The organism is Nocardia nova NBRC 15556 (assembly GCF_001613005.1).
GTDB lineage: Bacteria > Actinomycetota > Actinomycetes > Mycobacteriales > Mycobacteriaceae > Nocardia > Nocardia nova.
Genome location: NZ_BDBN01000070.1, coordinates 1 through 18,639, shown reverse-complemented (window position 1 = coordinate 18,639; position 18,639 = coordinate 1). Strand labels below are relative to the sequence as shown.

Genomic DNA, 18,639 nt, shown 5'->3' with positions numbered 1-18,639 from the left:
ATGCAAGCATTGGCCGCGGTCGCCCGCGCCCCGCACAGCGACTTCTCACTCGAGACCATCACCATCGACGGACCGAATCCCGGGGAGGTGCTGGTGCGGATCGAGGCGGTCGGAATCTGCCACACCGACCTTGCCGCTCGCGACGGAGCGCTGCCGGTCGCGCTGCCCGCGGTCTTCGGTCACGAAGGGTGTGGTGTGGTCGAGGCGATCGGCGACGGCGTCACCAAGGTGGCGCCGGGTGATCGAGTCGCGATCACCTTCGCCAGTTGCGGAACCTGCCCGTCCTGCCGCGCCGGCTCACCGTCGTACTGCCACACCTTCACGCAGCTGAACTACGGCGGCTTGCGCGACGACGGCACCGCACCGCTGTCGGCGGGCGCCGAGGCGATCACCGGACAGTTTTTCGGACAGTCCTCGTTCGCCACCTACAGCGTGGCCTTGGAGCGCAATGTGGTGAAGGCACCCGCTGACCTCCCGGCCGAAATCATCGCGCCGATCGGTTGCGGTCTCCAGACCGGAGCGGGCGCGGTGCTGCGTTCACTCGCGTGCCGGTCGGGCTCGTCGCTGCTGGTCGCCGGGGCCGGATCGGTGGGCCTGGCCGCCGTCATGGCAGCCGTCGTCCGGGGGTGCACGACCATCATCGTCGTCGAACCCCATGCCGCGCGCCGTGAGCTCGCGATCGAACTCGGCGCGACACACGCCATCGACCCCGCAGCGGGTCCGGTCGCGGAGCAGGTTCGCGCCATCGTCGCCGCCGGTGTCGACTACGCCATCGATACCTCCGGCATACCGGCGGTGATCGACGGTCTGGTCAAGTCGATGACCTTCCACGGAAAACTCGGCCTGATCGGTGTGCCCGCCGATCCCGAAGCCGCACTGCCGATTTCGGTGATCGAGACGTTGGTGCTGGGCCTCACGGTCGTCGGCATCATCGAAGGTGACAGCGTTCCGGACGAATTCATCCCGGAACTGATCGAGCTGTACCGGGCCGGCCGGTTCCCGATCGACAAGCTGGTGACCACCTTCGACTTCACCAAGATCAACGACGCGGTCGCGGCGCAACATCGCGGCGAAGTCCTCAAACCCGTTCTCGTCCACGACTGAACCGTCCGGAGCAGAAGGCACCATCATGACCATCGATTACACCGACCTCTATCTCGACGGACGCTGGGTCGCCCCGGCCACGAGTTCGATCATCCCGGTGATCTCACCGGCCACCGAGGAGCGCATCGGCTCCGTGCCCGAGGGCAGGGAGGCCGATATCGACGCCGCGGTCTCCGCGGCCCGGGCGGCCTTCGACGATCCTGCCGGCTGGGCGCAGTGGGACGGCGCACGCCGCGCGCAAGTACTCGCCGAGTTCGCCGACAAGCTGCAGGAGCGGGGCGAGGACACCGCACGCCGGGTCAGCAGCCAGAACGGTATGCCGATCGGCCTGGCCCGACAGTTCGAAAGTGGCTTTCCCGCACTGCTTCTGCAGTACTACGGTGGCATGGTCGCCGATCAGGAGGACGAGATCCGGCCCGGCATGCTCGGCGGCTCCACCGCGGTCACACGGTCGCCGATCGGTGTGGTCGCCGCCATCGTGCCGTGGAATGTGCCGCAGGCCATCACGTTTCTGAAGATCGCGCCGGCACTGGCGGCCGGATGCACCGTGGTTCTCAAGCCCGCGCCGGAAACCGTGCTGGACGCATTCCTGATGGCCGAGGCCGCGGTGACGGCCGGACTGCCGGCCGGTGTGCTCAATGTGGTACCCGGCGGGCGTGAACTCGGCGCCTACCTGGTGGCGCACCCGGGTGTCGACAAGGTGTCGTTCACCGGATCGACCGCCGCCGGCCGCGCGATCGCACGCACCTGCGGCGAACTGCTGCGACCGGTGACGCTGGAATTGGGCGGCAAATCGGCCGCCATCGTGCTCGACGATGCGAATCTCGCCGCGGACATCGAATCCTTCTTCGGTGCGACCTTGCTGAACAATGGGCAGATCTGCTGGCTGTGCACCCGTGTCCTGGCGCCGGCCGCGCGCTATGACGAGATCGTCGACACGATCACCGATCTCGCCAAGGGCATCACGGTGGGCGATCCGCTCTCGGACGCCACGCAGATGGGACCGCTGGTCTCCGCCCGGCAACGCGAACGGGTCGAAGGCTATATCGCGGTCGGGCGCAAGGACGGCGCCCGCGTCACCGCCGGTGGCGGCCGCGCCTCCGATCGTGGCTGGTTCGTCGAACCGACGATCTTCGCCGACGTGCGGCCCGACCACACGATCGCCCGGGAAGAAATCTTCGGGCCGGTGCTGTCAGTGATTCCCTACGCCGACGAGGACGAGGCCGTGGCCATCGCCAATGGTTCCGACTACGGGCTCGGCGGCACGGTATGGACGGCGGACGCGGATCGCGGCGCCCGATTCGCGCGCCGCGTCGCCTCGGGCACGGTCGGAATCAACGGATACTCCAACGACCCGACCGCGCCGTTCGGCGGAATCAAGAACAGCGGCATGGGCCGTGAGCTGGGCCCGGAGGGGCTGTCGAGCTACCAGAACGTGAAGAGCATCTATCTCGACGTGCGGTGAGAACGCGGCGCAATGGCCCGGCACCCGTCGGCCATTGCGCCACAGAAGGACCTGACCATATTATGGTCAGACCATATTTGCCGCGTTCGAGTGCGGCCTCGTCAGCGCAGGCCGCCCCCATGAAAGTTTTTCGACACGATGCGATCCACCCCGAGTGCCCATGCTCGAATACAACTGGCGCAACGAATCCGGCGATATCGGCAAACACGCGATCTGCCACGCCGAACCCGCCACGCGTCACCTCCGCGCACTTACAGCGAGACCGACGAGATGGTTCGCCTCGCGGAGATCTGGCTACCCTTCGGCGGACCGCCGGAAGACGAGATCTTCACGCGATTCGGCATCACCGGACGCGCATTCGAAGCACGCTTGGCGCAGATCCTCGACACCGGTCGCACCGCCGCACTCTAGGTCCAACTAAGGACCAATGATAATATTGGTCGGACCTTAAGAGAGGAGGGGCCCGGATGGTGTCCTTCGAATTCGCGGACGAACACGAGGAGTTCCGCAAGACGCTGGAAAGCTTCAGCGAACAGGTGCTATTACCCGGCTACCGGGACCGCGCCGCATCGGCGGAGTTTCCGTTCGACATCTACAAGAAGCTGGGCGAACTCGGGGTCCTGGGCATCGGCTTGCCCGAGGAGTACGGCGGCACCGGGCACGAAGATCCGGTCCTGCTCGGCCTCGCCACCGAGACCCTCGCCTACGGCGATGTGAACATGGCCGGGGTGCCGGTGCAGATCGGACTCTCGGGATCCCAGCTGAGTCTGGCTTCGGAGGAGGTCCGCGAGCGGTACCTGCCGCCGTTGATCGCCGGAGAAGAGACGATCGCGATCGCCTTGACCGAACCCGGGTCGGGATCCGACGCGGCCGGCCTGCGCACCACCGCCACCGCCGTCCCCGGCGGCTGGAGACTCAACGGCGAGAAGACCGCCATCTCCTGGGCCATGAACGCGACCGTCGGCCTCGTCTACGCACGGGAAGCGGGAACCACGCGCTCGACCGGCGTGAGCTGTTTCGTCGTGCCGTTGGACTCCCCCGGCGTCACCCGCAGCCATATGCCCGGTATGGGATGTCTGCCCTTGGGCTGGGGCGCTTTGCATTTCGAGGATGTCTTCATCCCGTCCTCGCACATCATCGGCGAAGAGGGCCGGGGCTTCCAGTCGGTGATGAACCACTTCGACTTCAGCCGCGCCGCGCTCGGTCTGCTCTGCCTGGGCGCCGCCAAACAGAGCCTCGAGGAAGCCGCACAGTACGCACAGCAGCGCGAGGCATTCGGTAAGCCCATCGCCGAGAACCAGGGTGTTTCCTTCCAGCTCGCCGAGCACGCGACCTATATCGAGGGTGCCCGCTGGATCTGCTATCGCGCGCTGTGGTCGCGCGAGACCGGCCGCCCGCACACCTCGCTCGCCTCGATGAGCAAATGGTGGCCGCCGATCGTCGCCAAGAACGCGATCGAGGCGGCGATGCGCATTCACGGCAACCTCGGATACTCGGTGGAATTCCCACTGCAACAACGCTTCCGAGACGTGATGGCCTACCTGGTCGCGGACGGCACCGCGGAGATCCAGAAGAAGATCATCGCCAAGGACATCTTCACCCGCGGGACGGTGTCGCTGTGAGCAAGACGCAACCGTCGGCCGAATCGGGCCAGATCCTCGCTCCGCCGAAGGAACTCACCGACAGCGGGGCGCTGGTCGTCGGCGGAACCGCAGGCATCGGGCTCGCGACGGCACGACAGCTGGCCGAGGCGGGGGTCCCTCGCATCGTGTTGGTCGGTCGAAACGAAGCGCGTGGCGAACAGGCGAAGGCGCTTGTGGAGAAATCCGGCGCGCAAGTCAGCTTCGTTCAAGGCAATCCGATCGACCCGGCTGCGGCGAAATCGATTGCCGCGCAGGCTGAAATCCTGCTGAACGGCGTCGATATCCTGGTCTGTTCGACCGCGGCCGACGTCAAGCCGGAGCTGTTCTCCAAGATCGCGACCGAGGACATCGCCACCATCTATACCGATCTCGCCTTGCCTTCGATGCATATGGCGAGCACGGTGATGCCGATGATGCGACAGCGGCGCCACGGCGTCATCGTCAACCTGGCATCCGACGCGGGCAAGACCGCGACTCCCGGCGAGGCGGTGATCGGCGCCGCGAAGGCTGGGATCGTGATGTTCACCAGGACGATTGCCATCGAAGGCAAACGTGACGGGATCCGCGCCAACGTCCTGACACCGTCCCTGGTCAACGAAACCGGTTCGACCGAACGCATCACCAGCGACGGGTTCAGCGCCAAGCTGTTCACCAAGGCCGCCCAGCAGGCACACCTCGGGGTGCCGGTCGCCGACGATATCGCCGCGTTGGCGGTATTCCTGTGCCGCCCGGAGTCCGGTCGCCTGACCGGTCAGGCCATCAGCGTCAACGGCGGCATCTCCGCGGCCTGAGTCCAGGGAGCGCGCCGCACCCACGCGCCCTGTGTGACCGCATCGACACACATGTTGCGGTCCCACGGGGCGTGTTCGCGTGGTGTCCGTGCGCCGACATTCCCTCCGATGAGGTACGAGCATGCTCCACCAGGGGGATGTGGCGACCGGCGGATTGCCGGAGCATGGACCTGATACCTAGGAGCCTCGATGAAGCAGCTACCGAGAAGCGTATCGGCGATGCAGGCGGCACGGTGGTGTCCGTCCGAAGGGCATGTGCACCTGCGTATCTGGCTGGCCGACGTCGCGCTCGACTACACCGCCACCGCGGAAGCCGCACGCAACATCATCATGGACTGGGCGCGAAGACGCTGGTGCACAATAGAATTGGTTCTCACCACGGTGGAGCGCTGCGATCTGATACCCCAATTGCCATGTGAGCGCCTGTTTCTCGGCCCCTGAAGCGCTTTGTGCTCACCAGCCGCTTCCGTGGGTTTCATGACCCGGAAACTCCCGCAGCAGCCCGCGGTACGCGTCGGCCACCGTCGCCCCATGGTTGACTACCGCATCCACCTCGCGCACGAGGGACGCGTCGACCCCCACCCGATCGGCCAGCCGTTTGACGACGCCCACAGCGCCGGCGCCCTCGGCCACCTGGGTCAGCGTCGCGAGCGCGTCCTCGATCGTCAGACCACGACCGAGTGCTTCACCGAGTCTGCGGTTCCGGCTGCGCGGGCTCATGCAGGTCACGATGAGATCGCCGTTGCCCGCCAGACCACTGAATGTCGCGAGCTCGCCGCCCAGTGCCGACCCGAGGGACGCCATCTCGCGCAGCGAACGCGTGATGACCATCGCCTTGGTGTTATAGCCCGCGCCGGCGCCGTCCGCCATTCCCGCCGCGATCGCGTATACGTTCTTCAATGCCGCGCACAGTTCGACGCCGACCACATCGGTACTGGAGTAGACGCGATACCGAGAGGTCCGGAACAGGCCGGCGAGCCGCTCCGCGCAATCCGGCTCGGGCATGGCGAGAGTGGCGGCCGCCGCATACCCCTCGACGATCTCCTGGGCGATGTTCGGCCCGGCGAGCACACCGGCCGGATGCCCCGGCAGCATTTCGGAGACGATCTGTGTCATCCGCCGGTCGGTCCCGCGCTCGAGCCCCTTGACCAGGCTGACGATCGGCACCCCGGGCCGGACGAATGCCGCCGCGTCGCCCAGCACGTCACGGAATACCTTCGATGGAATTCCGGCGACGACGACGTCCGCTGCGGCCAGGGCTTCCTCGACACACGATGTGGCACGCAAGGCCGGGGGCAGCGGCCATTCCCCGGTATAGCGCCCGTTGCGCGAGCGTTCGTTGATTTCGGCGGTGACCTCGGCCGAGCGCGCCCACATCACGGTCGGTGAATTCCGCGCCACGATCGATGCCACCGCGGTCGCCCACGAGCCCGCTCCCAGAACCGCGACCACGGGCTGCCGGTTGCTGCTTGTCATCGCTGCCTTCTTCCCCGAGTACCACGAGACCGAATCGCCTCACCAGACGGCGTCATCGTGCCTCGACGGCGGGACGGACGAGATGGACAGACGGCGAAGATCCCTCGGAAGGGCTACTCGAGACCACTCGTGCGGGTGAGAAACCCTGACAGCCGGCCAGGTTTGTTATCAGCCGCGCAGGTGGCCGGAGACCGCCCGCCCCGTGCGCTCGGGAGCCTGCAGCCACGGTGCGTGACCCGCCCCGGGAAGCCGGAGCACGCGCACATCCCGCACCGCCACGATCGACGCCGCGGCGGCGAGCGGCCGCAGAAACACATCGTCGTCACCCCAGACGAACTGCACCGGTTGCCCGAGGCGCGCGAGAACGTCACCGGCCAGCATCACCTGCGGACGCACCGAAGCCCTTTTGACCAGCGCCCGGAAGAAGCCGGCAATACTCGGGGCGTTGCCAGTCCTGGCGTCGATCAACCGCAGCGCGACAACCATTTCCGGCGCGGCGTCACGCAGAGCGTCCCGGCCGAGCGACACATCGTTGGTGCGCTCGAACATCCGGTCCGGCATCGGCCGCGACAGCGCCATCGGGCCGAGTTTGGGCAGTGCGAGCAGGCACATGGCCGGTATCGGTTTCACACCGCGAAGCGCGGCGCCGGGTGCGCCGAGCACCGCCAGTCGTCGCACGCGAGTGCCGAGATCTGCGGCGGCATAGAGCCCGAACTGCCCGCCCATGGAGTGGCCGACGATATCCACTGTGGCGGCGCCGATTTCGCTCAGCAGTGAACCCAGCACCGCCGAGCAGTGCGCGCGCAGATCCATCCCGGGCGGTAACACGCATTCGCCGGACAGGCCGTGGCCGGGCCAATCCACCGCGATGACCCGACGATCGCTCAGATAGGGCAGCAGCGGCGCGGCAAGGACTGTGGCAGAGGCGATTCCGTGCAAGAGGACAACCGGCGGACGGTCATCGAGAGCACCAAATTCGGTGAGGCGTACGAACACCCGACCGAACCCGGAATCGAGTTCGACCAAGCGTTCCGTCCCGGCCACACCGTAGGCGGCGTAGGCGTCGGCCTCGGCGGCCCTGATGCGCAGGTCGAGGTCGTCGCGGCGCAGATCCCGTCGTTTCATGCGCGGCCTTCCGGACCGTGCGCCGCGAGGGCGAGCACTTCCGCGAACCCTTCGTCGATGGACTGCTGCAGCGCCTCGATGTCGTCGAAGGTGCCGGGATCGACATTCAGCCCGAGGCAGCACATCCCGTTGTAGGTGATCATCGCGATCATCGCCGCGACGCCCGGGCGAGGCCCGAGCGGGTACATCCCGGTTACCTGCGCCCCAGCCAGTTGTACCGGACGGGTGATGCCGCGAATATTGGATACCTGCACATCCGAACTCGTCGTCAGGCCGGCCGACAATTCGATGATCGCCCGGGTCGGCAGCTTGGTCAGCACCGGCGACAGGAAGTCGAGGAAGCCGATCGCGGGCTCGTCTCTGGCGGCCAGCACATGTTCCCGGATGGCGTGAATCCGCCGTGCGGGATCGAGCTCGCCGGCCGGTCCAGGGAAGCGAATCCCGGCAAATCGGTTGCCTCCCAGGGGATCGTCCTCGTTGCGCAGGCTGACCGGCATCCCCACCACGACGTCGTCGACCGGGACGCCCTTGCGGTCGTGATAGCGCCGGATGCCACCGAGCACCGCCGCGAGGAAGGCGTCGTTGACCGAGCCGCCCGCCGCCGCGCCGGCCGACTTCAAATCGCGCAACGCAACATTCACAACAAGCAGCCGCGTGCCGTGGCTGCGCACCGCGAGTAGCGGAGAACGATGGGCCTGCGCAGGTGCGAGCAGGCGCGACAGCGACGCGACATAGCCGGTGGCATCGGCGACCGTGCGGAGCGGATCGCGCAACGCGCGCAACGAGCGATCGAGCGCCGTGCGCGCCGCGCGCAACACTGTGCCCGGATCTGCGGCCGTCAACGTCGCCTCGACAAGCATCCCGGCCCCGGTCAGCGGAGGCGAAGACGGCGGGGCGCTCGATCCCTGGTCGCGATCACCCTCGTGCGCCAATTCCAGCAACTGCACCAGGCCCATACCGTCGGACAGGCTGTGGTGAAAGCGGAAGGCGAGGGCGGCACCACCGTCGCGCAGTCCACCGAAGAGAATCGCTTCCCACGGCGGCCGGGCACGGTCGAGCTGGACATCCCACTCGGTTTCGCACTGCGCCAAGAGCTCTCGTATTCCGGCGTCGGGCCCGAGCTGCACCCGGCGCAGGTGGTCGCGGACGGTGAATCCCGGGTCCGGTGACCATGCCGGCTGAACCATGGGAACAGGCGGCTCGACGACGTGGTCACGCAGGCGCGGGATGCGCTGGCTGGTGCGCTCGAACGCCGCGACGAGCCGTTCCCAGTCCGGCTCACGGTCGAGCAGTTCGAGCAGGATGCCGGTCGAACGGGTGCGCGCATCGCGCTCGGCGCGCCACATGAGGCCCTCCCAGGCCGACATCTCCGGCGCTCCGCCCCAGCTGGCCGCCTCATCCGCCGAACGCGGAGACGTTCCCATCGGACCTCCAAGGCTGTATGGTATTACCATTCTAACTATCGCCCGATGTGTTGACCAGCAGCAGCAAGGAGACACACCGCATATGTCGCTCTCCGCCCACCTGGACGCGATCCGGCGTGCGCCCACGGGCCCGGCCGTCGGCGCGTTCTTCGACTTCGACGGCACCTTGATCGATGGCTACTCCGCCGAGTCGCTGTACTCACATCGGCTGCGGCACGGAGAGATCGGGGTAGACGAGCTCGTGCACACGCTGCGCTCCATGGCCGGGCCGACACTGACCGAAGACCAGTTCGGCGAACTGCTCGCCCGCGGCGTGGCAGGCTGGGCCGGGCGGCCCGCCGCCGACATCGCCGAACTCGGCGCGCGGCTGTTCAGCCAGAGCATCGCGGGCTCGCTGTTCCATGAGATGTGGAGCGTGGTCAAGGAACACCAGCACTGCGGGCACACCGTGGTGATCGCGACGTCGGCCACCCGATTCCAGGTCGAGCCGCTGGCTCGCGAACTGGAAGTGGACCGGATTCTGTGCTCGGAACTGGAAGCGGTGGATGGACTGCTGACCGGCCGGGTAGCGGGGCGCCCACCCTGGGCAGCCGGAAAGGCCGCGGCAGTAACAACTTTCGCCGACGCCACGGGCATCGACCTGTCCGAGTCGTTCGCCTATGCCAACGGGAACGAGGATGTGCCTTTCCTGTCGCGCGTCGGCCGTCCCTGTGCGGTCAACGCGCAGCCCGGTTTGGCCGAGCACGCACGAGCCCACGACTGGCCCACGTTGCGACTGCGCCGTGGCCCCGGCAGGCTCGATCCGAAACCGGTGCTGCGCACCGCGGCGATGTACGGCGCGCTGGCCGGATCCGGCGTGGCCGGCATTGTGATCGGCGCGCTGACCGGCAATCGACGCCGTGGAATCGACTTGGCCACAAGTCTTTTCGCCCAGGTCGGATCCGCCCTCGGCGACATCGACGTTCGGGTGATCGGCGAAGCCAACCTGTGGGCACAGCGCCCGGCGGTGTTCCTGATCAATCACCAGAGCTCCCTGATCGATCTCCTCGTCACGACGTCGATATTGCGTGGCGGATTCACCGCCGTGGCGAAGAAGGAGGCGGCGAGCATCCCTGTTCTCGGGCAGTTGCTGGCCATGGCCGACTTCGCCTTCATCGACCGCGCCGACCCCGAACAAGCCCACCAGGCGCTCGCAGAGGCCAGGCAGCGGCTGACCTCAGGGGTCTCCATCGTCATCTCCCCCGAGGGCACCCGGTCGCTCACCCCCCGGGTCGGCCGGTTCAAGAAGGGCGCCTTCCACCTGGCGATGCAAGCCGAAGTCCCGCTCGTCCCGATTGTTATCCGCAATGCAGGAGAACTGATGTGGCGCAACGCGAAAACCGCCCGATCGGGCACCGTGGAGGTACTCGTGCACGACCCGATATCCACGATCGGCTGGACCAAGGCGGACCTGGATCGCTCGGTCGAGCAGGTGCGGCGGCTGTATTCGGATACCCTCGCGCACTGGCCCGATTCGGCGACGTCCACGAATCTGGAGGCGCAGTCGTGACCGACCACGCGGGCCAGGGCGCCGAATCCGCGGAGGAGGTGGCCGCCCTGGCGGCGCGCCTCGACCGGCCGGTTTCCGACATCGTCGACGAGATCCGGTCCTACCACCGCGGCATGTGGGCCACCCACAACCAGACCGTGCTGCGGCAGTGGCATGCACTTGGGCGGTGGATGCTGCGCGGCTACGACCGGCTCGTCGACGAGGAGGAATTGGCGAAGCTGCACGCGCTCGACCGCGGGCATTCGCTGGTATTCCTCATCTCACATCGGTCCTATCTCGACGAGTGGGTATTTCCCACTGCGCTCGTGGAGCTCGGGGTGCGGGCGCCTTTCGGATTCGCGGGCGCCAACCTCGACTTCTTTCCGCTCGGGACCATTGCCCGGCGAACCGGCATCGTCCACATCCGGCGCGCGACAAACGATGTCCCGGTATACAAACTCGCCCTGCGATCGTTCATCCGCACACTCGTCGCCGACCGCTCCAACATGATCTGGTCCATCGAGGGTGGCCGTTCCCGGACCGGAAAGCTCCGCCCGCCACGCCTCGGCCTGTTGCGCTACGTCGCCGATGCCGTCGAGGAGCAGGAGGGCTCGGACGTGCTGCTGGTGCCGGTCTCCATCCTCTATGACCAGCTTCCGACCCACGAGGTGGAGAAGATGACCGCGGAGGCGGGCGGGCAGAACAAAACGCCGGAGAACGTCCGCTGGCTCTTCGGCTACCTGCGTGGTCTGCAGCGCCGGCTGGGCCGCGTGTATGTCGACTTCGGTGAGCCGATCGAGCTGCGGTCCCGGCTCAAGGAACTCAAGAGCGACGATGCCGCCGAGACCACCGCCATCGAACGCATCGCCGTGGAAGTGTCGCACCGGATCAACCGCGCCACACCGGTCGCTCCGACGGCGGTGGTCTGTATCGCGCTATTGGCCGCCGACCGGGCACTGACGCTCGACGAGGTGCTCGAGACGGTGGAACCACTCGTCGAGTACCTGCGCGCGCGGAATTGGCAGACGGCCGGCGCGGCGAATCTCACCGACCGGGCCACGGTCCGGCGTGCGCTGCAAGACCTCGAGAAAACCGGTGTGCTCAGCAGTTTCCGCGGTGATACCACCGTGTGGGGCATCCGTCCGAGCCAGCACCTGGTCGCCGCGGTCTACCGCAACAGCGCGATCCACGCCGTGATCGAACGGGCGATTGTCGAAGTGGCCGTACAAGGTTCGTGCACGACGAACGGCGCAGCGACCGCGCTCGACGACGCACTGCGGCTGCGCGATCTGCTCAAATTCGAGTTCTTCTTCGCGGGCAGAACCGAATTCGTGGCGGCGTTGCAGTCCGAACTCGATCTGATCTCCGGTGGAAACACCGATTTGGCATCGATCGACGCGGCCACCGCCGAACGATGCCTCGACCGCGTCGATCTGCTCGTGGCACCGCTGATGCTGCGGCCGTTCATCGACGCCTACGCGGTGGTCGCACACCAACTCGCCGAACTCGGCGACTCGGCGGAGTTCGATGAGCCGTGGTTCATCGAACGGTGCCTCGCGGTCGCACACCAGTGGGCACTACAACGCCGCAATGCCGGCGCCGAATCCACCTCGGCCGAGATGTTTCACACCGCCCTGCGGCTCGCTCGCCACCTGGGCCTGCTGGACGGTGAACAGCCGGGATCGGGGCAGCGCCGCGCGGAGTTCCGACGCGAGATCCGAGCGATCCAGGACCGAATCAAGCAGTTGTCGCGACGGTCGGTTGCCCGCCGCTAGTTCCGCGTCGCGCAACCGAAAGAGGCCGCCGGCATCGATGCCAGCGGCCTCTCGAGGTTCGGATGATCGAACGTTCTGTCGACAGCACGGGTCCGATCTGTCGCTCGGTAGGGCGATCCGATCAGCGGTTGACGCTGGTCATGGTGTTCATCTCGATCGCTCCCGTCCAGCCGCAGGGCAGCCCACAGCGCCCGAGGGGCTGGGTGTCGGACGAACCGTCGGTGTAGGTGGTCACCACCACGGTTGCCTCGGCGCTGTAACCACACACCGGGCAGCGGCCGAAGTAATTGAGTACTTCGAAACTGCGCCGCCACAGCACGACCTCACCGTTGCTTACCAGATCCATGATGTCCTGCCGTTTCACTCAGTAGGTCACCGATCGCGTGGGCGAGCCGCCTCGCAGAAGATCCCGAATCGGCACATCCGCATCGGCCAGCAGGTCGGGATCCACGGGCACCCGCTCGGAGATCAGCTTCTTGCCGGCCATGAAGTCCTTCGGGCTGTTCGCCGTCTCCACCGCGCACACCGTGCGATCGAGGCGCTGATGAAACAACGCGAACGATTCGGGCGACTCCCCCGCGCGCACGATGGTGCGGGTCCCCGCCTCCAGGAGACCGGCGATCTTCAACTTCAGATCGAACTGATCCGACCAGAACCACGGTGTTTCGTGGACTCCCCCATCGGTCCCGCAGATCGCGGCGGCGGCGTGTTTGGCCTGTTCGACCGCGCTGGGAATCGATTCCAGGCGATAGAGCCCGTCCAGGGCGTCGTGCGGCCGGCGGGTCACGTCACCGATGGCCATGATTCCCGGCACATTCGTCCGTCCGGCGCGATCCACCAGGACGCCACCGTCGCAGGCAACGCCACACTGCTGTGCCAGCTCCACATTGGGCACCGCGCCGACACCGACGAGCGCATGGTCACAGGCGATCGCCGTACCATCGTGCGCCACCACCGTTGTGAGAGCGCCGTCCGTGGTCAGGAATTCCGCGACGTTGCAATTCACGACCACGCGCGTGCCGCGGGCCGCGTGATACTCGGTCAGCCGGCGTGAGAGTTCGGCGCTGGCGACCCGCGCGAGGATGCGGTCCTCACGTTCGATCACCGTGACGTCGACACCCCTCGAGCGCGCCACCGCCGCAACTTCCATGCCGACGTAACCGCCACCGATCACGGCCAGCGTCGCCTCGGCGTCCAAGGCGGACCCCAATCGCTGCGCATCCGCGATCGTGCGTAACGTCGAAATGCCCGCGGCCTCGGCGCCGGGAACCGGGACCATGCGGGGCGTCGCCCCGGTCGCGATCACCAGCCTTGCGAAATCGCGATGCTCACCAGTGTCCAAACTCACCCGTCGAGCAGCGACATCGACTGCGGTCGCACGCACCCCGAGCAGCAGTTCGATGTCGTTGTCGGGGTAGAAGTCCGCGGGTTTGAGCAGTTGCACCATCGTGTCGTCGGTGAACTTCTTCGACAGCGGCGGCCGATGGTAGGGCGGATGCGACTCCTCCCCGATCAACGTGATCGGGCCCGCCCATTTCTGCTGGCGCAGCAGACCGGCGAGCGTCGCCCCGGCGTGCCCGGCGCCGATGATGACGACCGAATCGCTGCGGCCAGTGGTCGGGGTCATTCGCTGCCCACCGCCACTCGAGCGACGTCTTCACTCCCTGCACCGCCGCAGCGAGCCAGAAAGCGTTCGCGCGCAACGAGATACACCGGGAAGGCCATGGACACCCCGATATAGGACAGCACGATGAAGAACACACCCCATTTGCGGCCCATTCCGATGCGCGCGGTGTCGGTCACCACCCACACCATGAATACCGCCCAGGCGATCAGCATGTCGATACTCAGGAATGCCGCCGTGCCGCCCGCGTCGATCGCGTCGCCGAAGAAGGCGATCGGGTTGAGGATGTTCCCGCCGTCTCGCATCCAATCGAATGCGTGCGGCCAGGTCAGCAGCAGCGCCGCGATTCCGGCGACGATATAGAGACCGTGCCGGATGTCGGTCCACCGAGTATTCGGGTTCGAATGCGCAGCCACCGTGATCACCGGCTGTCGGCTACGCGAACGTGGATTTCGCGGTCGGTGTCGGAGACGATCAGCTGGCACGACAGCCGGGACTCAGGTGTCGCACCATCGAGATAATCGATGAGTTCGGATTCCTCGTCGCTCGGCTCCGCGAACAGATCCTGATACTCGGGGGCGAGAAACACATGGCAGGTAGCGCACGCGCAGCTGCCTCCGCACTCGGCGACGATTCCGGGCAGATTGTTGTTGACCGACCCACTCATGATGCTCTGCCCCGCATCGACGTCGACCTGGGAGGTCGTGCCGTCCGGTAGGTGGTACACGACTTTCGCCATGCGCTGCTGCACTTTCTATTCGATGAAATCATCGGTGCGCCGGGAACTTCGCGCTCCCGGCGCACCGCGACGAGGTCAGGAGAAGGTCAGTCGGACCGGCAGGTGGCGCAGTCCGCCGACGAAGTTGGTCTGGATCATCTTCGGCGTGCCGGTTACCTCGACCTTGGCCAGCCGCGGCAGCAGCTCCTCCAGCATCACCTTCAGCTCGAGCTTCGCCAGATGCTGGCCGATGCACATGTGCGGGCCGTAGCCGAAGGCGATGTGCTTGTTCGGGCGCCGGTCGATATCGAAGGTGTCGGGATTGTCGAACACCTCCGCATCGCGGTTTCCGGACTGGAACAGCATCATCAGGCGATCACCGGCCTTGATCTGCTGACCACGGAGCTCGTAGTCCGACAGCGCCATCCGAGTGAATTGCTTCACGGGCGACACGATCCGCAGCGATTCGTTGACCAGGTGCGGGATCAAGCTGGGATCGCTCTTCACTCGGTCGAGGACGTCGGGGTTGGCGGCGAGCTGCTGCAGGCAGCCCGCCAGGGTGCTGGCCGTGGTGTCGTGACCGGCGGTCGCGATCGCGACGAACCAACCATAGGCAAAGGTCTTCGGAAAATATTCTCCTGTTTCGTCTTTCGCGACGGCTATGAGGGTCGCCAGATCGTCGCGCGGATTCGCGCGCCGGTCCTCTACCAGAAGATCGAAATACGCGTAGAAGTCCGCCACCGCGGCCGCGAACTGCTGGGCCGCCGCGTCCGGCGACAACGCCTCGACGTCGTCCCGGATCGCATCCGGATCGGCCACCCCGAACAGATCCTGAGTCAGCGCGAACATGCGCGGCTCGTCCTCTTCCGGGACACCGAACAACGTCATGATGACGCGCAACGGGAAGAAGACGCTGAACTCCGAAACCGCGTCCAGTTCCGGCGATCCGGAGATCAGGCGCTGCACCGATGCCTTGGCGTTCTCACGGATCTGGTCTTCCCACTTCTTGAGGTTCGCCGGCCGGAACCAGTCGAATGCCACATCCTTGATGGTGGTGTGCTCCGGCGGGTCCAGGTAGGGCAGGGCGTCGAGAATACGCAGACTTCCGCCCGTGAGTTTCTTGGTGAATTCATCACCGGCCTGATTCGCGAGAATCGGATTATGCGTGCCCTTGTCCGGGCCCCCGCCTGCACTGAAGATCTCCGGCTGGCGCTCGATTTCCATGAGATCGGCGTGTTTGGTGACGAGCCAGAGCGGATCGAACCCCTCCACCCGCACCTGGGCGAGCGGCTGATTCTCACGCAGCCAGCGGTAGGCCTCATACACCTTGGCGTCGTCGGCGTGCCCCTCGGGCAGGACGACGGTGCGTGCGATGTCGTCGGGAACGGTTCCGGTGTCAGCGGATTCGACCGTGGTCATGGTCAGCCTCTTTCGGTTGTCTACGCGCGTTCTCGATGCCCTACGGCGAACGCCCGGGCGATCGTCATTCGTTGTGCTGCAGTGTGATTCGAGTCTCAGCGATGGCGCCCGGTCCGCGCCTCACCACATCGGGGGGTTTTACCCCCACCTGGGAGGGATGTACTCCTCCTCGGTCATGGACTCCAGAATCGCGCTCTGCGCGGCCGGCGGCAGGGACGGCAGAATTTCCCGCACCCGGTCCTGCCTCCGGAATTCTCCTTGCCGCGGCGGCATTCCCGGTGTGGGACGCATTTGCGGCACCACCCCGGCGATCACCTCGACTCCGCCCGCGTGGTGGCCTGCTTCCACCAGCGCCCGCTCATGAGCCATCTGTGCTTCGTCTTTTTCTTCCGACATGCCGATCGGCCCGATCATGGTGCCGTTGAGGAATTGCTCGACCACCGGCTCGTCACTGGTCAGCAACACCTCACGTGGGCCGAACATCACCAGTTCACGGCGGAACAGCATGCCGATGTTGTCCGGCACGGTGCGCGCCAGGTTGATGTTGTGCGAGACGATCAGGATGGTGGCGTCGATCTGCGCGTTGATATCCATCAGCAGCTGACTGATGTAGGTGGTCCGCACCGGATCCAGACCGGAGTCGGGTTCGTCGACGAGGATGATCTGCGGATCCAGCACCAGCGCACGAGCCAGCCCCGCGCGCTTGCGCATACCACCGGATATCTCGCCCGGAAGTTTCGTCTCGGCGCCAGTGAGGCCGACGAGCTCCATCTTCTCCATCACGATGTCGCGAATCTCGGACTCGCTCTTCTTCGTATGCTCACGCAGCGGGAAGGCGGTGTTGTCGTAGAGATCCATGGAGCCGAACAGCGCGCCGTCCTGGAACAGGACGCCGAACATTTTCCGGATCTCATAGAGTTCTTTGCTCGAACAGCGCAGAATATCGGTCCCGTCGATGACGATCGACCCCTTTTCGGGGCGCAGCAATCCGATCAACGACTTCAGGAATACCGATTTCCCGGTGCCCGACGGCCCCAACAGCACACTGATTTCACCGCGGGGCAGTGTCAGCGACACATCCCGCCAGATCGTCTGCGATCCGAACGACTTCGTCAGCCCCTGCACCGCGACTTCGACGCCACTCATATTCTCTCCAGTTGTTCGATGACGTGATTCGATTGGCGGGTCATACCGGCTGCAGTTCGGAGATCAGCCATTGATCGCCGACGTGGTTCAGCCGGATACGCACGCGACTGGCATCCAGGCGCGGCTGTGGGGATTCCTTGCTGCTGGTGGTCTGGTCGATGAACATCAGCACGGTGACCGAATCCGAGGTCGCGTCCACCACCGACTTGCCGGCCACCGACGCCTTGGTCACCGTCTGATGCTCCGTGGCCGCCGGGATGATCGTGTCCTTCACCAGACTTTGGAACCGATTCTTGAAATCGCCGGTGAGCAGATTCGCCGCGGCGTCGAGATCTTGTTCGGCCGAATCCGCCCGATAGGACAAGAGTTTCGGAACGCTGCTATCGGCGGTCGCCAGCGCGCTGGTTCGGGCGGTGTTCACCGAGTCGTTGTGCTGAATGCGAATTCCCATGACCGTGACCGCGGCTATGAGGGCGATCAGCCACATCGCCAGCGGGACCAGAACAAGCGTTTTCCGCCGCCGCGACCAGCCTTCGATCCGAGCTGCGGTCCACAGCGGCACTCGGCGCACGATTTTCGCGATTGTCATGATACGAACTCCACATCCGAGACCAGCCATGTCCCGCCGAGGTGCTGCAGACTGACCTTCATCCGGTACAACCGCTGCTGACCATTCGGCGCGTCACTGTTCTTGACCGTCGAGGTCGACGCCACCAGCACCTGAGCCTGGTTGTCGTCGGCGCTGATCAGTCCGGCTTCGGTGATCTGCCCGGTCGACTCGACGGCTCCCTTCGCCACGACCTGACGGAACGAATCCGCCTGGTGGGAGAATTGATCGCGAATGGAACCGGTTGTTTCCGACATGATCCGTTTCATATCGCCATCCAGCGATCCCTGACTCAATGTGGTCAGATCGACCACCATCCGCCGCGCCGCCAACACCACCGCCGCATCCCTGTCCTTGGCGGCATCGTCGGCGCGCAGGTGCAGCTGCATGAAGGTGGCGACGACCGAGCCGGCGATGATCGCCACGACGAGCAGCGCCACGCCGATCGCCGTAACGGGAAGTCTCCGAGCGGTTTTCACATCGGCGGACGCTTCCGTGGCTTCCTCGGCCACGGCGACAGACGACGAATCGGCGCTCGGCTCGGTGTCCTCCGTCGCGGGATCGTCACTTCTCAGTTTCGTGTCGGCTTGATCAGTAGCTGTTGCCACGTCATCGCCTCCTTCTGTGTGGTGTCGAACGAAGAGACCGTGTATGCCTTTCCGTCGGGTGCGGTGAAGCGTCCGGTCACCGGGTCGTACGGAACGGCGGCGGGCGCATCGGTGGGTTGAGCGATCGGTGCGGCGGGCGGAGCGGGTTCGGCCGGGCCGGCCGGCGACGGGACAGCGGTCGGCGCC

Annotated in this window: 19 protein-coding genes and 1 pseudogene; 8 read left to right on the top strand and 12 right to left on the bottom strand. The window is 65.9% G+C overall.

From position 1 onward, the window contains the following. The 6 genes from NN2_RS25405 (at nt 1) to NN2_RS25380 (ending at nt 5,444) form a co-directional block, all read left to right on the top strand. Nucleotides 1-1,104, top strand: a complete 1,104-nt coding sequence (locus NN2_RS25405; RefSeq protein WP_063016535.1) for an NAD(P)-dependent alcohol dehydrogenase — start codon at nt 1-3, stop codon at nt 1,102-1,104. A 25-nt stretch (nt 1,105-1,129) separates the two neighbouring features. Next, on the top strand, nt 1,130-2,569 hold the full coding sequence (locus NN2_RS25400; RefSeq protein WP_174555016.1) for an aldehyde dehydrogenase: 1,440 nt from the start codon (nt 1,130-1,132) through the stop codon (nt 2,567-2,569). A 270-nt stretch (nt 2,570-2,839) separates the two neighbouring features. Then, complete coding sequence (locus NN2_RS37415) at nt 2,840-2,980, top strand: hypothetical protein (RefSeq protein ID WP_156511466.1); 141 nt, start codon at nt 2,840-2,842, stop codon at nt 2,978-2,980. A gap of 56 nt (nt 2,981-3,036) precedes the next feature. Continuing rightward, nucleotides 3,037-4,191: an acyl-CoA dehydrogenase family protein gene (locus NN2_RS25390; protein ID WP_063016530.1), complete on the top strand. Its 1,155-nt coding sequence runs from the start codon at nt 3,037-3,039 to the stop codon at nt 4,189-4,191. Beyond that, nucleotides 4,188-5,003, top strand: a complete 816-nt coding sequence (locus NN2_RS25385; protein ID WP_063016529.1) for an SDR family NAD(P)-dependent oxidoreductase — start codon at nt 4,188-4,190, stop codon at nt 5,001-5,003. The genes NN2_RS25390 and NN2_RS25385 overlap by 4 nt, the downstream gene beginning before the upstream one ends. A gap of 189 nt (nt 5,004-5,192) precedes the next feature. Next, nucleotides 5,193-5,444 carry a hypothetical protein gene (locus NN2_RS25380; protein WP_156511465.1) on the top strand — a complete coding sequence of 84 codons (252 nt, stop codon included), beginning with the start codon at nt 5,193-5,195 and terminating at the stop codon, nt 5,442-5,444. 12 nt (nt 5,445-5,456) lie between these two features. Here NN2_RS25380 and NN2_RS25375 read toward each other — a convergent pair whose 3' ends face one another. From NN2_RS25375 to NN2_RS25365, 3 genes are all read right to left on the bottom strand, one after another. Continuing rightward, the gene (locus tag NN2_RS25375) at nt 5,457-6,479 is read right to left on the bottom strand and encodes an NAD(P)H-dependent glycerol-3-phosphate dehydrogenase (protein WP_063016525.1); all 1,023 of its coding nucleotides are present in this window, start codon (nt 6,477-6,479) and stop codon (nt 5,457-5,459) included. A gap of 168 nt (nt 6,480-6,647) precedes the next feature. Next, on the bottom strand, nt 6,648-7,604 hold the full coding sequence (locus tag NN2_RS25370) for an alpha/beta fold hydrolase (RefSeq protein ID WP_063016523.1): 957 nt from the start codon (nt 7,602-7,604) through the stop codon (nt 6,648-6,650). Then, entirely contained in the window at nt 7,601-8,971 is a 1,371-nt protein-coding gene (locus NN2_RS25365) for a wax ester/triacylglycerol synthase domain-containing protein (protein ID WP_063016521.1), read from the bottom strand. Before NN2_RS25365 ends, NN2_RS25370 begins: the two co-directional genes overlap by 4 nt. On the opposite strand from NN2_RS25365, the gene NN2_RS25360 reads away from it, so the two are divergent. Both NN2_RS25360 and NN2_RS25355 read left to right on the top strand, forming a co-directional pair. After that, the gene (locus tag NN2_RS25360) at nt 8,949-10,577 is read left to right on the top strand and encodes an HAD-IB family hydrolase (RefSeq protein WP_245658848.1); all 1,629 of its coding nucleotides are present in this window, start codon (nt 8,949-8,951) and stop codon (nt 10,575-10,577) included. The two genes, NN2_RS25365 and NN2_RS25360, sit on opposite strands and share 23 nt — an antisense overlap. Beyond that, nucleotides 10,574-12,331: a 1-acyl-sn-glycerol-3-phosphate acyltransferase gene (locus NN2_RS25355; protein WP_063016517.1), complete on the top strand. Its 1,758-nt coding sequence runs from the start codon at nt 10,574-10,576 to the stop codon at nt 12,329-12,331. Before NN2_RS25360 ends, NN2_RS25355 begins: the two co-directional genes overlap by 4 nt. A 121-nt stretch (nt 12,332-12,452) precedes the next feature. Here NN2_RS25355 and NN2_RS25350 read toward each other — a convergent pair whose 3' ends face one another. From NN2_RS25350 to NN2_RS38245, 9 genes and pseudogenes are all read right to left on the bottom strand, one after another. After that, nucleotides 12,453-12,677, bottom strand: coding sequence for a hypothetical protein (locus tag NN2_RS25350; RefSeq protein WP_063001626.1), 225 nt, complete (start codon nt 12,675-12,677; stop codon nt 12,453-12,455). Nucleotides 12,678-12,695: 18 nt separating this feature from the next. After that, entirely contained in the window at nt 12,696-13,958 is a 1,263-nt protein-coding gene (locus NN2_RS25345) for an NAD(P)/FAD-dependent oxidoreductase (protein WP_063016513.1), read from the bottom strand. After that, complete coding sequence (locus NN2_RS25340; RefSeq protein ID WP_063016601.1) at nt 13,955-14,371, bottom strand: DUF2834 domain-containing protein; 417 nt, start codon at nt 14,369-14,371, stop codon at nt 13,955-13,957. Before NN2_RS25340 ends, NN2_RS25345 begins: the two co-directional genes overlap by 4 nt. Before the next feature lie 5 nt (nt 14,372-14,376). Then, a complete protein-coding gene (locus tag NN2_RS25335; RefSeq protein ID WP_063001628.1) occupies nt 14,377-14,694 on the bottom strand; it encodes a 2Fe-2S iron-sulfur cluster-binding protein in 318 nt (105 codons plus the stop codon). Nucleotides 14,695-14,769: 75 nt separating this feature from the next. Further along, complete coding sequence (locus tag NN2_RS25330; RefSeq protein ID WP_063016511.1) at nt 14,770-16,092, bottom strand: cytochrome P450; 1,323 nt, start codon at nt 16,090-16,092, stop codon at nt 14,770-14,772. A 138-nt stretch (nt 16,093-16,230) separates the two neighbouring features. Continuing rightward, on the bottom strand, nt 16,231-17,238 hold the full coding sequence (locus tag NN2_RS25325) for an ABC transporter ATP-binding protein (RefSeq protein WP_063016510.1): 1,008 nt from the start codon (nt 17,236-17,238) through the stop codon (nt 16,231-16,233). A gap of 40 nt (nt 17,239-17,278) precedes the next feature. After that, complete coding sequence (locus tag NN2_RS25320; protein WP_063016508.1) at nt 17,279-17,827, bottom strand: Rv1363c family protein; 549 nt, start codon at nt 17,825-17,827, stop codon at nt 17,279-17,281. Beyond that, nucleotides 17,824-18,453: an Rv1363c family protein gene (locus NN2_RS25315; protein ID WP_156511464.1), complete on the bottom strand. Its 630-nt coding sequence runs from the start codon at nt 18,451-18,453 to the stop codon at nt 17,824-17,826. The genes NN2_RS25320 and NN2_RS25315 overlap by 4 nt, the downstream gene beginning before the upstream one ends. Then, nucleotides 18,417-18,639: pseudogene (locus NN2_RS38245) on the bottom strand (MCE family protein); the annotation flags it as partial. The gene NN2_RS25315 and the pseudogene NN2_RS38245, both read right to left, overlap by 37 nt.

Excerpts from the sequence above, each read along its gene's own strand:
- NN2_RS25405 (WP_063016535.1), top strand. The coding sequence starts at position 1 with ATGCAAGCATTGGCCGCGGTCGCCCGCGCCCCGCACAGCGACTTCTCA.
- NN2_RS25400 (WP_174555016.1), top strand. The coding sequence starts at position 1,130 with ATGACCATCGATTACACCGACCTCTATCTCGACGGACGCTGGGTCGCC.
- NN2_RS37415 (WP_156511466.1), top strand. The coding sequence starts at position 2,840 with ATGGTTCGCCTCGCGGAGATCTGGCTACCCTTCGGCGGACCGCCGGAA.
- NN2_RS25390 (WP_063016530.1), top strand. The coding sequence starts at position 3,037 with ATGGTGTCCTTCGAATTCGCGGACGAACACGAGGAGTTCCGCAAGACG.
- NN2_RS25380 (WP_156511465.1), top strand. The coding sequence starts at position 5,193 with ATGAAGCAGCTACCGAGAAGCGTATCGGCGATGCAGGCGGCACGGTGG.
- NN2_RS25375 (WP_063016525.1), bottom strand. The coding sequence starts at position 6,479 with ATGACAAGCAGCAACCGGCAGCCCGTGGTCGCGGTTCTGGGAGCGGGC.
- NN2_RS25370 (WP_063016523.1), bottom strand. The coding sequence starts at position 7,604 with ATGAAACGACGGGATCTGCGCCGCGACGACCTCGACCTGCGCATCAGG.
- NN2_RS25360 (WP_245658848.1), top strand. The coding sequence starts at position 8,949 with ATGAGGCCCTCCCAGGCCGACATCTCCGGCGCTCCGCCCCAGCTGGCC.
- NN2_RS25365 (WP_063016521.1), bottom strand. The coding sequence starts at position 8,971 with ATGTCGGCCTGGGAGGGCCTCATGTGGCGCGCCGAGCGCGATGCGCGC.
- NN2_RS25350 (WP_063001626.1), bottom strand. The coding sequence starts at position 12,677 with ATGGATCTGGTAAGCAACGGTGAGGTCGTGCTGTGGCGGCGCAGTTTC.
- NN2_RS25345 (WP_063016513.1), bottom strand. The coding sequence starts at position 13,958 with ATGACCCCGACCACTGGCCGCAGCGATTCGGTCGTCATCATCGGCGCC.
- NN2_RS25335 (WP_063001628.1), bottom strand. The coding sequence starts at position 14,694 with ATGGCGAAAGTCGTGTACCACCTACCGGACGGCACGACCTCCCAGGTC.
- NN2_RS25330 (WP_063016511.1), bottom strand. The coding sequence starts at position 16,092 with ATGACCACGGTCGAATCCGCTGACACCGGAACCGTTCCCGACGACATC.
- NN2_RS25325 (WP_063016510.1), bottom strand. The coding sequence starts at position 17,238 with ATGAGTGGCGTCGAAGTCGCGGTGCAGGGGCTGACGAAGTCGTTCGGA.
- NN2_RS25320 (WP_063016508.1), bottom strand. The coding sequence starts at position 17,827 with ATGACAATCGCGAAAATCGTGCGCCGAGTGCCGCTGTGGACCGCAGCT.